This window comes from Caballeronia sp. LZ016 (assembly GCF_031450805.1).
GTDB lineage: Bacteria > Pseudomonadota > Gammaproteobacteria > Burkholderiales > Burkholderiaceae > Caballeronia.
Window position 1 is genome coordinate 2,408,760 of record NZ_JARTVY010000001.1, and the last position, 13,049, is coordinate 2,421,808.

13 protein-coding genes are annotated in these 13,049 nt (G+C 64.6%); 5 read left to right on the forward strand and 8 right to left on the reverse strand.

The genetic code is table 11. The features are described 5' to 3' along the window. Positions 1-19 precede the first annotated feature (19 nt). The 5 genes from P9220_RS11410 to P9220_RS11430 form a co-directional block, all read right to left on the reverse strand. Positions 20-946, reverse strand: a complete 927-nt coding sequence (locus P9220_RS11410) for a CysB family HTH-type transcriptional regulator (protein ID WP_309764944.1) — start codon at positions 944-946, stop codon at positions 20-22. Between the two features lie 41 nt (positions 947-987). Further along, positions 988-2,058 (reverse strand): sulfate ABC transporter ATP-binding protein, encoded by a 1,071-nt coding sequence (locus tag P9220_RS11415; protein ID WP_309764945.1) that lies wholly within the window; start codon positions 2,056-2,058, stop codon positions 988-990. An 8-nt stretch (positions 2,059-2,066) separates the two neighbouring features. Beyond that, on the reverse strand, positions 2,067-2,945 hold the full coding sequence (gene cysW, locus P9220_RS11420) for a sulfate ABC transporter permease subunit CysW (protein ID WP_309765471.1): 879 nt from the start codon (positions 2,943-2,945) through the stop codon (positions 2,067-2,069). A gap of 26 nt (positions 2,946-2,971) precedes the next feature. Beyond that, complete coding sequence (gene cysT / locus P9220_RS11425; protein WP_309764946.1) at positions 2,972-3,856, reverse strand: sulfate ABC transporter permease subunit CysT; 885 nt, start codon at positions 3,854-3,856, stop codon at positions 2,972-2,974. Between the two features lie 164 nt (positions 3,857-4,020). Beyond that, complete coding sequence (locus P9220_RS11430; RefSeq protein ID WP_309764947.1) at positions 4,021-5,055, reverse strand: sulfate ABC transporter substrate-binding protein; 1,035 nt, start codon at positions 5,053-5,055, stop codon at positions 4,021-4,023. A 246-nt stretch (positions 5,056-5,301) separates the two neighbouring features. Between P9220_RS11430 and lexA the strand changes: the two genes are divergently transcribed. The 3 genes from lexA to P9220_RS11445 all read left to right on the forward strand — a co-directional run bounded on the left by lexA (position 5,302) and on the right by P9220_RS11445 (position 7,090). Continuing rightward, positions 5,302-5,970, forward strand: coding sequence for a transcriptional repressor LexA (gene lexA, locus P9220_RS11435; protein ID WP_309764948.1), 669 nt, complete (start codon positions 5,302-5,304; stop codon positions 5,968-5,970). A 113-nt stretch (positions 5,971-6,083) separates the two neighbouring features. Further along, complete coding sequence (locus tag P9220_RS11440; protein WP_309764949.1) at positions 6,084-6,419, forward strand: hypothetical protein; 336 nt, start codon at positions 6,084-6,086, stop codon at positions 6,417-6,419. Between the two features lie 80 nt (positions 6,420-6,499). Next, complete coding sequence (locus P9220_RS11445; protein ID WP_309764950.1) at positions 6,500-7,090, forward strand: DUF2939 domain-containing protein; 591 nt, start codon at positions 6,500-6,502, stop codon at positions 7,088-7,090. Positions 7,091-7,106: 16 nt separating this feature from the next. Here P9220_RS11445 and P9220_RS11450 read toward each other — a convergent pair whose 3' ends face one another. Then, positions 7,107-7,616 (reverse strand): universal stress protein, encoded by a 510-nt coding sequence (locus tag P9220_RS11450; RefSeq protein ID WP_309764951.1) that lies wholly within the window; start codon positions 7,614-7,616, stop codon positions 7,107-7,109. Positions 7,617-7,959: 343 nt separating this feature from the next. On the opposite strand from P9220_RS11450, the gene nodI reads away from it, so the two are divergent. Further along, positions 7,960-8,874: a nodulation factor ABC transporter ATP-binding protein NodI gene (gene nodI / locus P9220_RS11455; protein WP_309765472.1), complete on the forward strand. Its 915-nt coding sequence runs from the start codon at positions 7,960-7,962 to the stop codon at positions 8,872-8,874. A 9-nt stretch (positions 8,875-8,883) separates the two neighbouring features. After that, entirely contained in the window at positions 8,884-9,729 is an 846-nt protein-coding gene (locus P9220_RS11460; RefSeq protein WP_309764952.1) for an ABC transporter permease, read from the forward strand. A 53-nt stretch (positions 9,730-9,782) separates the two neighbouring features. Here the strand turns inward: P9220_RS11460 and gnd are convergent, their stop codons facing one another. Further along, entirely contained in the window at positions 9,783-10,763 is a 981-nt protein-coding gene (gnd, locus tag P9220_RS11465; RefSeq protein ID WP_309764953.1) for a phosphogluconate dehydrogenase (NAD(+)-dependent, decarboxylating), read from the reverse strand. Positions 10,764-10,770: 7 nt separating this feature from the next. Then, a complete protein-coding gene (gene tkt, locus P9220_RS11470) occupies positions 10,771-12,870 on the reverse strand; it encodes a transketolase (RefSeq protein ID WP_309764955.1) in 2,100 nt (699 codons plus the stop codon). Between the last annotated feature and the right edge of the window lie 179 nt (positions 12,871-13,049).

The following is a 13,049-nucleotide window of genomic DNA, read 5'->3' on the forward strand; positions in this document are numbered from 1 at the left end:
GTAAATCAGCCGGCGCTATTCACGCGGTCTCGCGCAGCTGCGCGGCGATCTGCGTTTCATCGAGCTGCGGCGCGAACATCTCGATCAGCCGGTATGCATAAGCACGCAAGAATGCACCACGGCGCAAGCCCACACGCGTCGTGCTCGCTTCGAACAAATGCTGCGTATCCAGCGCGACGAGTTCCGTATCGCGTTTCGCGTCATACGCCATCGCCGCCACGATGCCGATGCCCATCCCGAGCTCGACATACGTCTTGATGACGTCGGCATCGATGGCGGTCAGCACGATATCGGGCATCGCGCCGGCGCTCGCGAACGCCTGGTCCACATGAGAGCGACCGGTGAAGTCGTTGTCATAGGTGACGATCGGATATTCCGCGATCTGGTCGAGCGTGATGTTCGCGCGCCCGACGAGCGGATGATCCTTCGGCACGACCACCGTGTGATGCCACGAATAGCACGGAAACGTGACGATGTCGGGATAGCGGTCGAGCGCCTCCGTCGAGATGCCGATATCCGCCTCGCCGTTGATGATCATCTGCGCGATCTGCTGCGGGCTGCCCTGCCGCAGCGCGAGGTGCACTTTCGGAAATACTTCGGTGAACTGTCGAATCACTTTGGGCAGCGCGTAACGGGCTTGCGTGTGCGTCGTCGCGACGACGAGATGGCCGTTGTCCTGATCCGCGAACTGACGCGCGACGCGCCGCAGATTTTCGGCATCGAGCAACATCCGCTCGATTACCTGATGCACCTGCTTGCCCGGCTCCGTCAGTCCCGTCAGGCGCTTGCCGCGACGAATGAAGATATCGACGCCGAGTTCGTCCTCGAGGTCCTTGATCTGTTTCGACACGCCCGATTGCGACGTATAGAGCACGTTGGCGACTTCCGTCAGATTCATGTTCTGACGCACCGCCTCGCGCACGAAGCGCAGTTGCTGGAAGTTCATTCTCTGCCTCTCTTGTCTGCTGTCTTTGTTCTATCTTCGTGTCATTGCGCCGGGAAAACGCGCAGCGCGCGCGGCACGGCGCGTACACCATCGCCGATATCGACCCGCAGCGCACGCCACGCTTCCCGGTCCAGTTCGGCTTCGAGCACACCGCCCGCATCGCCGGCGAGCTCCACGCGCACGGACCCGCCCAGCGTCACCACGCGCCGCACGCCGACCACGATGCCATCAGGATGCGCGACGCCTTCTGCATCGTCGGCGCGATACAGCGCGAGATCGTGCGGGCGCACATAAGCGAGCGCGCGCCCGCTGAAATGCGCCTGCGCGGTGATCGCTTTCGCGGCGCCATCGGCGATGAAACCGCTGGCATCCACGTTGCCCTGCAGGCGGTTGGCCGCGCCGAGGAACTCGTAGACGAACGACGTCTGCGGATGGTCGTACACATCCTGCGGGCTGCCCACTTGCTCGACGCGTCCATGATTCATCACCACGATGCGATCCGCCACTTCGAGCGCCTCTTCCTGATCGTGCGTGACGAAGAGCGTCGAGATATGCAGGTCGTCGTGCAGGCGGCGCAGCCAGCTACGGAGTTCCTTGCGGACCTTGGCGTCGAGCGCGCCGAACGGCTCGTCGAGCAGCAGCACTTTCGGTTCGACGGCGAGCGCGCGCGCCAGCGCGATACGCTGCCGCTGACCGCCCGACAGCTCCGACGGAAAGCGCTGCGCGAGCCAGTCCAGTTGCACGAGCTTGAGCAATTCATGCACTTTCTCGCGGATGGCCGCTTCGGTCGGGCGCTCGCGGCGCGGCTTCACGCGCAAACCGAACGCGACGTTCTCGAACACCGTCATGTGCCTGAACAGCGCGTAATGCTGAAACACGAAGCCCACTTGCCGATCGCGTGCGCCGACATGCGCGACGTCTTCGCCGTTCAGCATGACCTGGCCCGCATCGGCGTGTTCGAGGCCCGCGATCACGCGCAGCAGCGTGGTCTTGCCGCATCCCGACGGCCCGAGCAGCGCGACCAGTTCGCCCGCCGGAAAGTCGAGCGTGACGTTGTCGAGCGCGGTGAAGTCGCCGAAGCGCTTTTGCAGATTACGAACGATGATGCTCATGATGATCCTCAGTTCTGTGCGCCTTGTTTCGCATCGTCGAGCGACTGCGACATCCGCCGCTCGGCGATCAGCTTCAGCCCGAGCGTGACGAGCGCGAGCAGGGCCAGCAGCGACGCCACCGCGAACGCGGCCGAGAAGTTGTATTCGTTGTAAAGAATTTCGACATGCAGCGGCATCGTGTCGGTCTGTCCGCGGATATGACCCGAGACCACCGACACCGCGCCGAACTCGCCCATCGCGCGGGCGTTGCAGAGAATCACGCCGTAGAGCAGGCCCCACTTCACGTTCGGCAGCGTCACGCGCCGGAAGATCTGCCAGCCGGATGCCCCCAGCACGTGCGCGGCTTCCTCTTCGTCGTTGCCTTGCGCCTGCATCAGCGGAATCAGCTCGCGTGCGACGAACGGAAACGTGACGAAGATCGTCGCGAGCACGATGCCCGGCACCGCGAAGATGATCTGCACGTCATGCGATGCGAGCCACGGCCCGAACCAGCCCTGCGCGCCGAACATCAGCACGTAGATGAGGCCGGAGATGACCGGCGAGACCGAGAACGGCAAATCGATGAGCGTCGTCAGGAGCGCCTTGCCGCGAAACTCGAACTTCGCGATCGCCCAGGACGCCGCGAGACCGAACACGAGATTCAGCGGCACGGCGATCGCGGCGGTCATCAGCGTGAGCTTGATCGCGGACCACGCGTCCGGGTCCTTCAACGATTCGAAGTAATAGTCGATGCCCTTCGCGAATGCCTGCGCGAACACCGCAACGAGCGGCACGACGAGAAAGAGCGCGAGAAAAAGAAGCGCGATCGCGGTGAGCAGCCAGCGTATCGCGCGCGGCTCCGTCACCGGATTGAGCGCAGGAACTTCGCGCTGGTCAGCGGTGTTCATCGCGATCGCCTTGCTGTCGGGCGTGCTCATGCGCGGCCTCCGTCGACATGCAGCGTCGGGACCGGCGGTGCGACCGTCCTGCTCGTGCGCCGTTGCAGAAACCATTGCAGCGTATTGATGAACAGCAGCATCAGGAACGATACGCACAGCATCACCACCGCAAGCGCCGTTGCACCGGCATAGTCGTACTGTTCGAGCTTCGTGATGATGAGTAGCGATGTGATTTCCGACTTCATCGGCACGTTGCCGGCGATGAAAATCACCGACCCGTATTCGCCGAGCGCGCGCGCAAACGCGAGCGCGAAGCCCGTCAGCAGCGCGGGGAAAAGCGATGGCAGCACGACGCGGCGAAACGTCAGCCAGCGGGTCGCGCCGAGGCACGCAGCGGCCTCTTCCTGCTCTCGCTCGAATTCCTCGAGCACCGGCTGCACCGTGCGCACGACGAACGGCAAGCCGATGAACGTCAGCGCCACCAGCACGCCGAGCGGCGTGAACGCCACCTTGATGCCGAGCGGCGCGAGCAATTGCCCGATCCAGCCGTTGCCCGCATAAACCGCGGCGAGCGAAATGCCCGCGACGGAAGTCGGCAGCGCGAACGGGAGATCGACGATGGCGTCGACGATACGCTTGAACGGAAACGTATAGCGCACCAGCACCCACGCGACGAGAAAGCCGAACACCGCGTTGATGAGCGCCCCGCCGAGCGCGGCGAAGAACGTCAGCCGGTACGACGCCAGCACGCGCGGCGAGCTGACCGCGCGCACGAACTGCGCCCAGTCGAGCGTCGCCGTCTTGGCGAAAGTAGCCGCAAGCGGTATGAGCACGATGAGGCTCAGATACGCGAGCGTGATGCCGAGCGTCAAGCCGAAGCCCGGTAGCGCGCTCGGCTTGCGCAGGTTGAAAGTGGTCATGCTCGAATTGTCCTGTCCAGTGCGCCGGGGCGGGCGCTTGTTGCTGCACGTGCGACGAGCGGCGTCATGGCGCGCCGCTTGGTCATTTGCCGATCCGGCTCGATGCTCCATCATCGAGCCGCCCTGCTCCGTGTCGTTACTGCCTTGCCGTTACTGCCGTGCCATTACTGCGGCTGATAGATCGAGTCGAACACGCCGCCATCCGCGAAGTGCGTCTTCTGCGCCTTCGTCCAGCCGCCGAAGGTATCGTCGATGGTGTAGAGCTTCAGCTTCGGAAACTGCTTCGTCAGACCGGCCGGAACCGTGTTCGAACGCGGGCGATAGAAGTTGCGCGCCGCAATCTGCTGTCCTTCGTCGCTGTACAGATACTTCAGATACGCCTCGGCGAGCTTGCGCGTGCCGTGCTTGTCGACGACCTTGTCGACCACCGCGACCGGCGGCTCCGCCAGGATGCTCACCGACGGCACGACGATCTCGAACTTGTCCGGCCCGAACTCCTTGAGCGACAAGAACGCCTCGTTCTCCCACGCGATCAGCACGTCGCCTTGCCCGCGCTGCACGAAGCTCGTCGTCGCGCCGCGCGCGCCGGAATCGAGCACGCCCGCGTTCTTGTAGAGCTTCGAGACGAAGTCCTTCGCGGTCTGCTCATTGCCGCCGGGCTTGTGCTGCGCATACGCCCACGCTGCGAGATAGTTCCAGCGCGCGCCGCCCGAGGTCTTCGGGTTCGGCGTAACGATGGATACGCCCGGCTTCGTCAGGTCGTCCCAGTCCTTGATGTGCTTCGGATTGCCCTTGCGCACGAGGAACACGATCGTCGACGTGTACGGCGACGCGTTATCCGGTAGGCGCTTCTGCCAGTCGCCGCTGACGAGCCCCTTGCCGGCGAGCGCGTCGATGTCATAGGCGAGCGCGAGCGTTACGACGTCGGCCTGCAGTCCGTCGAGGACCGCGCGGGCCTGGCCGCCCGAACCGCCGTGCGACTGCTTGAAAGTGACCGTTTCGCCGGTGTCGGCCTTCCATTTCTTCGCGAACGCCTGATTGAAGTCCTGGTACAGCTCGCGCGTCGGATCGTAGGAGACGTTCAGAAACGATGTCTGTGCGTGCGCCTGAACACCGATGCCAATCGTCGCCGCCGCCAGCGCCAACGCGGTGAGCAGCTTTCTTCCCCTGGTCCCCAATCCCGCTTTCGTGCTTTGCATTCCCCGTTCTCCGTCTTATCCAATTGACGGAATCAGTCTATCGGCGCGGCTATATGATTAGAAATAATCGTTTTTCATCTTTTTATACCGAAACGTGCTAACGACCGGCGCTTTGGCGTCCTTCCATCGAAAACGCCCGCTGCGGGGCGCTGCCGGGGCGAAGTTAAAGTAATGCTTGAAAAGTATGAAATACTGTATAAAAATACAGTCATCTGTTCATCCATACAGCGCAGCAGGGGCCAGCCAGTGACTAGAACCTCAAGACTTACCGCTCGCCAGCAGCAGGTCTTCGAACTCCTGCAGCGCGCTATCGAGCGCACCGGTTTCCCGCCCACGCGCGCCGAAATCGCTGCGGAACTCGGCTTCAGTTCGGCCAATTCCGCCGAGGAGCATCTTCGAGCGCTGGCGCGCAAGGGCGTGATCGAATTGGCCGCAGGGTCGTCGCGAGGCATCCGGCTGATCAGCGAAGCCGCACGCTCCGACGAGCTTCCGCATCAGTTCACGCTGCCGCATCCGAGCATCATGCAATTGTCTCTGCCGCTCGTCGGCCGGGTGGCGGCCGGCAGTCCCATCCTCGCGCAGGAGCACATTTCACAGCACTACGCGTGCGATCCGGCGCTCTTTTCCAGCAAGCCGGACTATTTGCTGAAGGTGCGCGGGCTGTCCATGCGCGACGCCGGCATCCTGGATGGCGACCTGCTCGCGGTGCAAAAACGCACCGAAGCCAAAGACGGGCAGATCGTGGTCGCGCGTCTCGGCGACGACGTCACGGTCAAGCGCTGGAAGCGTCGTTCGGACGGCGTCGAACTGATCGCCGAGAACCCGGACTACGAGAACATTTTCGTGCGCTCCGGCAGCGGTGAATTCGCGCTGGAAGGCATCGCGGTCGGTCTGATCCGCTCGGGCGAGTTCTAGCGCGCCCGCTTCCCCCACGCCACGCACGACGCGGCGCGTTTCGAGTACATCAAAGCATGACGGCAGCCGTTCGCGGCTTGGCCGCAGTGCGTCCTATCGCCTGGAGAGTCATCATGGAACGTTTTGCCCGTTTGTTGCCCTTCCGCCAGTTCGGCCGCCTGCGTCATCTGCGTGCGTTGATTCCCTGCGGCGTCGCGGCGCGTCCGCTTGCTGAAGCCACGCCGGATCTGTTCGATGAAATGCCGGTGCTGCCGTCGCGTCAGCCGGCGTTCGCCCGGGTGTCGCTTGCCAAGACGGTCCATGCGGAGCCGGCGCAGCGCGCCCCGGTGCGGGTCTATCGCAGCGAATCGCGCGTCATCATGGTCGGCAAGATCAGCGAGGTGTCGCGCATGCTCGACCGCTGCATCGACGAGGAACGTGCCGGCGGCGCGGGCGGGTTTCTGGCGTGAACGTCGCGGGTTGCGGGATCGTTCTTGCACCGGCGCGGTCAATCTGAGTCAGACCGACGCTCGAGAGGCTCGTGCACCGCATGTCGCGAACTACCCGTCTTGTCGCTATTGCACTCGCTGTCGTTCTGTGCGGCGCGGCGGTGGCATTCATGTATGCGTCGCCGTATCTGGCGCTGGATCGCGTCAAGCGCGCGGCTGATGCGCGCGATGCAGAGACTGTCAGCGAGTACGTCGATTTTCCGGCGTTGCGCAGCAGCCTGAAGGAACAGGTCGCGGCGCTGCTGACGCGTCGCATCGACATTCAGAAGAGCGGCAATCCGCTCGCGATTCTCGGGGCGATGATCGGCGCGGCGCTCGTCGGGCCGCTGGTCGACTCCTATGCGACACCCGATGGCGTCGCCGCGATACTCAACGGCATTCCGCCGCGCGGCGTTCCTGGCGAACGGCCGCCCGCGCCGTCACGAAACGGCGCGAGCGTCACGGCGGCGTCCGGTCCGCTGCCGCAACCGCCCGGTCTGCCGCAGCCGCCACAGACGACCGCCAGATACCGCGACATCAATACCTTCGTCGTGACCTATCAGCACGGCGCTGGCGATGCACGGTATTCGGCCATCTTCCGCCGCAGCGGTCTCGTGTCATGGAAGCTCGTCGCCGTCGATCTGAACGGCTGACGAGCGCGACGCCGAACTACGCGCCCTCTTCCGCCTTGACCGGCTTGGCGGCATACGCGGCGGCGTCTTCGGCTTCGGCGGATTCGCCTGCCTGACAGACCGCCACCAGAATGCTGCACGACACGCGATCGAGCAGCGGCGTGTTGCCCGCGCCCATCCACCATCGCGCCAGTCCGCTGCGGCAGCGATGCCCCACCACGACGAGATCGACCTTGAGGTTATCGGCGAGCGCGGCAATTTCGTCGATCGGATGCCCGAACGCGAAGTGCCCCTGGGCCTGCAATCCGCGCTCACGCAGCCAGTCGACGCCCTCCTGCAGGATGTCGCGCGCCGCATCCTCGAAACGTCCGCAAGCCACGTCGGTCAGCAGACCGGCGCTCTGCGCAATACTCGATCGCATGTCGACCACGGCGAGCACATGCGTTTCCGCGTTCAGATCGAGCGCGAGGTTCGCGCCCTGGCGCAGCGCTTTGCGGCCTTCTCGGGAGCCGTCGTAGCAGAGCAGAATTTTTCGGTAGCTTGTCATCATGCCTCCCTGCCGCATCGCAAGAGTGCGGCGTAACTTGATGATCGTGTGCCGCGACCCGCGTCGCAACGATGGAAAACGCTAATCTTGCGCAACGCCGCACCGTGTTAGCTTTAGCCGTGCCAGTTGCTGCCCGCCTTGTCCCGCAAGGCCGGGCACTTGTCGCCCGACACGTGCCTGACGCATCCGGCACGCGATTGAATCGCGCGTGCAGCATGCGGTTGCATGCAAAGCGCCGCACTGGTGCATTGGATTACACTAGCCCGCTGGATTCCCTTCTGGCAGGCGATGCATGACGAGCGACATCCCGCGCGGCGCAGCCGACGCACCCGACGACACTTCAGTGCCCGCGCCCGCCATCGAATTCACCGAAGTCAGAAAACGATACGGCGGAAAGAATGTCGTCGACGGACTGACCTTCCACGTGCGCCCCGGCGAATGCTTCGGTCTGCTTGGCCCCAATGGCGCGGGCAAGACGACGACCCTCAAGATGCTGCTCGGCATGACGTCGCCAGATAGCGGCACGATTCGCCTCGTCGGCGAGCCCGTGCCGGCCCGTGCACGTTTCGCCCGGCAGCGCGTCGGGGTCGTGCCGCAGTTCGACAATCTCGATCCCGACTTCACCGTGCGCGAGAACCTGCTCGTCTTCGGCCGCTACTTCGGGCTGACGGGCGCGCGGATGGCCGCGCTGGTGCCGTCGCTACTGGAGTTCGCGCGGCTGGAGAGCAAGGCGGACGCGCGCGTCGGCGAACTGTCGGGCGGCATGAAACGGCGGCTGACGCTGGCCCGCGCGCTCGTCAACGATCCCGACGTCCTCGTGATGGACGAGCCTACGACCGGCCTCGATCCGCAGGCGCGGCACCTGATCTGGGAGCGCCTGCGCTCGCTGCTCGCGCGCGGCAAGACCATTCTGCTGACGACGCACTTCATGGAGGAAGCCGAGCGCCTTTGCGACCGCCTGTGCGTGATCGAAGAGGGACGCAAGATCGCGGAAGGCCGGCCGCACGACCTGATCGCATCGGTGATCGGCTCGGACGTCATCGAGATCTACGGGCCGGACCCGCGTGCGCTTGCTGCCGAGCTGGAGCCGCTCGTCGAGCGAATCGAAGTAAGCGGCGAGACGATCTTCTGCTACGTCGACGATCCGCAGCCCGTGCACGCGCGCGTGAAGGGCCGCGCGGACGTGCGCTACCTGCATCGTCCGGCGAATCTGGAAGACGTGTTTTTGCGCCTGACCGGGCGCGAGATGGTGGATTGACAAAAAACAATGGACACTTTCGACCAGTCCGGTGTACGCGCCGGCAATCTCCGTGAGCAGGCCGGCCACCTGACGCCGCTTTCGAGCGCCCTGCCCGCCAACGCGACGCACTGGATAGCGGTGTGGCGGCGCAACTACCTCGTCTGGAAGAAGCTCGCGGTGGCGTCGATGATCGGCAATCTCGCCGATCCGATGATCTATCTCTTCGGCCTCGGGCTCGGTCTCGGGCTGATGGTCGGGCGAGTCGACGGCGTGTCGTATATCGCGTTTCTCGCAGCGGGCACGGTGGCCTCGAGCGTGATGATGTCCGCGAGCTTCGAAGCGATGTACTCGGGCTTCTCGCGGATGCAGGTTCAGCGCACCTGGGAAGCAATCATGCACACGCCGCTCACGCTCGGCGATATCGTGCTGGGCGAGATCGTGTGGGCCGCGAGCAAGTCGGTGCTTTCGGGCGTGGCGATCATGGTGGTCGCGGGCGTGCTCGGCTATGCGAATTTTCCGTCGATGCTGCTCGCGGTGCCGGTGATCGTGCTGACAGGACTGGCGTTCGCGAGCACCGCGATGATCGTCACCGCCATCGCGCCGAGCTACGACTTCTTCATGTTCTATCAGACGCTTGCGCTCACGCCGATGCTGCTGCTCTCCGGCGTGTTCTTTCCGGTGACGCAACTGCCGGCGCTCGCGCAGCACGCGACGCAGGCGCTGCCGCTCTTTCACGCAGTCGAACTGATTCGTCCCGCGATGCTCGGACGCGCGCCCGATGGCGTCGCGCTGCACCTGGGCGTGCTGATCGCCTATTCGGTGCTGCCGTTTTTCGCGTGCGCGTGGCTTTTCAGGCGGCGCATCATGAAATGAAAAACGGCGATGAAGTCATCGCCGTTTGCCGTGACGCACCGTAACGCAGGCGCTCACTTCACCGGAAACTCCTTGTGTCCGCCGAAGCCGAAGCGCATCGCGGACAACATGCGCTCGGGGAACAGGTCGGCGTCGCGCGAGCGAAAGCGCGTGTAGAGCGCCGCGGACAGCACTTGCGCCGGCACCGCTTCCTCGATCGCCGCTTCGATCGTCCAGCGCCCTTCGCCGCTGTCGGCCACTTCCGTCGAGAACCGCTCGAGTCCGTCGTCGCTGGCGAGCGCGCCCGCCGTGAGATCGAGCAGCCATGACGACACGACACTGCCGCGCCGCCACACTTCCGCGATATCGGCGAGATCGAGGGTGTATCGCTCGTTCTCCGGCAACTCGGCCGACTCCTTGTGCTTCAGGATGTGAAAGCCCTCCGCGTACGCCTGCATCAGCCCGTACTCGATGCCGTTATGCACCATCTTCACGAAATGGCCGGACCCGACGGCGCCGCAATGCATGTAGCCGTTCTCGACGCGCGGATCGCGTCCTTCGCGGCCCGGCGTTTCCGGGATGTCCCCGCGTCCGGGCGCGAGCGTCGCGAGAATCGGATCGAGCCGGCGGACCACGGCTTCATCGCCGCCGATCATCATGCAATAGCCGCGCGTCAGGCCCCACACGCCGCCCGACGTGCCGACATCGACGTAATGCACGCCCTGCTCCCGGAACTGCGCGGCGCGGCGGATATCGTCCTTGTAAAAGCTGTTGCCGCCGTCGATCACCACGTCGTCCGCGTGAAGAATCTCGTGGAGGTCCGTGAGCGTGTCCTCGGTGATCTTGCCCGCGGGGAGCATGAGCCAGATGACGCGCGGCGCGGCGAGCTTCGAGACGAGATCGCCCAGGTCCTTCGCACCGGTCGCGCCTTCCGTTGCGAGCGCGTCGGTGGCCTGCGGATTGTGATCGTAGACGACGCATTCGTGCCCGCCCCGCAAGAGCCGCCTGGCGATATTGCCGCCCATGCGTCCCAGCCCAACGATGCCGATCTGCATGGTGTGGTCACTCCTTGCCGTTGGCGTCGGCTTTCACGCGCTCGATTTGCTTCTTCGCCGCTTCGTAGACGCCTTCGAGCGTGAAGCCGAACTTGGTCTTGAGCGCCTTGAGCGGCGCGGACGCACCGAACGTATGCATCACGATCTGCGCGCCGAGACGCCCCGTGTAGCGGTCCCAGCCGAGCGTCGCCGCCTGCTCGACCGCCACGCGGGCATTCACGTCCGACGGGAGCACGGATTCCTTGTACGCCTCGTCCTGCTTCTCGAAGATATCCCACGATGGCATCGACACGACGCGCGCCGCGATGCCTTCGCCCTTCAGCTTCTCATACGCCTCGATGCACAGCGAAACTTCGCTGCCGGTGGCGAGCAGCAGCACTTCGGGCTTCTTGCCATCGGCGGCGTCGGCGAGGACGTACGCGCCGCGCCGCACGCCTTCGGCCGACGCGTACTTCGTGCGGTCGAAGGTCGGCAGCGGCTGACGCGTCACGACGATGCACGACGGCTCCTTGTTATGCGACAGCGCCACGCGCCACGCTTCGCTCACCTCGTTCGCATCGGCGGGGCGCAGCGTCGTGAGACCGGGCACGCCGCGCAGCGACGCGAGCTGCTCGATCGGCTGATGCGTCGGACCGTCTTCGCCGACGCCGATCGAATCGTGCGTGAACACGTAGATCACCGGCACTTCCATGATCGCCGAGAGACGGATCGGCGGCTTCATGTAGTCGCTGAAAATCAGGAACGTCGATGCGAACGGCCGCACCCCTGACAGCGCGAGTCCGTTGGCGACCGCGCCCATGCCGTGCTCACGGATGCCGAAGTGCAGATTGCGCCCGCCGTAGTTGTCGTGCTCGAAGCTGCCCGCGCCTTCGAACTTGAGATTCGTTTTCGTCGATGGCGCGAGGTCCGCCGCCCCGCCGATCATCCACGGAATGCGCCGGGCGATCGCGTTCAGCACCTTGCCCGACGATTCGCGCGTCGCGATGCCCTTTTCGTCCGGCTCGAACGTGGGAATGTCGGCGTCCCAGCCTTCCGGGAGCTTGTTCTCGAGCATCAGCCAGGCTTCTTTCGCGAGTTCCGGATTGGCCTTTTCGTAGGCGTCGAAACGCTGCTTCCATTCGGCGTGCGCCGCCTTGCCGCGCGCGCCCATGCCATTGGCGAAGTGCTGCATCACGCCGTCCGGGACGAGAAACTGCGCGTCTTCCGGCCAGCCGTAGAACTTCTTCGCGAGCTTGATTTCCGCGTCGCCGAGCGGCTCGCCGTGCGCGCCCGCGGTGTCCTGCTTGTTCGGCGCGCCCCAGCCGATGATGCTCTTCACCACGATCAGCGTCGGCTTGTCCGTCGACGCCTTCGCTTGGTTGAACGCGGCTTCGAGCGCGGACGCGTCGTTGGCGTCGTCGACATGGAGCGTGTTCCAGTTGTAGCCGCGAAAGCGGGCCTCGACGTCGTCGCTATACGCGAGGTCCGTGTGGCCTTCGATCGTCACGCGGTTGCTGTCGTAGATCCAGATGAGGTTCGACAGTTGCAGATGCCCCGCAAGCGAAGCCGCCTCGTGCGAAACGCCTTCCATCATGTCGCCGTCGCCGCATAGCGCGTAGACGCGGTAATCGAAAAGCGCCGTGTCGGGCTTGTTGAAGTGCGTTTCCTTCCAGCGCGCGGCCATCGCCATGCCGACGCTGTTGCCAAGACCCTGGCCGAGCGGACCGGTCGTGGTTTCGACGCCGGTCGTCATGCGGAACTCGGGGTGGCCCGGCGTCTTGCTGTCGAGCTGGCGGAACTGCCGGATATCGTCGATGGAGACGGCGGGCTTGCCGGTCGGCTTGCCGTTTTCATCGACCTCTTTCACGCCCGCGAGATGCAGGAGCGAATACAGCAGCATCGACGCGTGGCCGACGGACAGCACGAAGCGGTCGCGATTCGGCCATAGCGGCGCATCCGGGTCGTAGCGAAGGTGGTTCTGCCAGAGATGGAACGCGACGGGCGCGAGCGCCATCGGCGTGCCGGGGTGGCCGGAATTGGCTTTCTGCACGGCGTCCATCGACAGCGTGCGGATCGTGTCGATTGTGAGGCGATCCAGATCCTGGGACTGCTGCGTGACTTGCGACATGAGCGACGACTCCTTTCTCGAAGAGCGCGCTGTGGCGAGAGGCGCCGCAGCGGGCAACCAGAACCATCGAGCAAGTGCGGTGCCCTGGCAAGCGGCATCGCACGCGAGTAAGACAGAAAGCGCGCGAACAGGCGCGGCTTTCGCATTCGGCAGACGCACACGCGAGGCGCGTGCGTCCG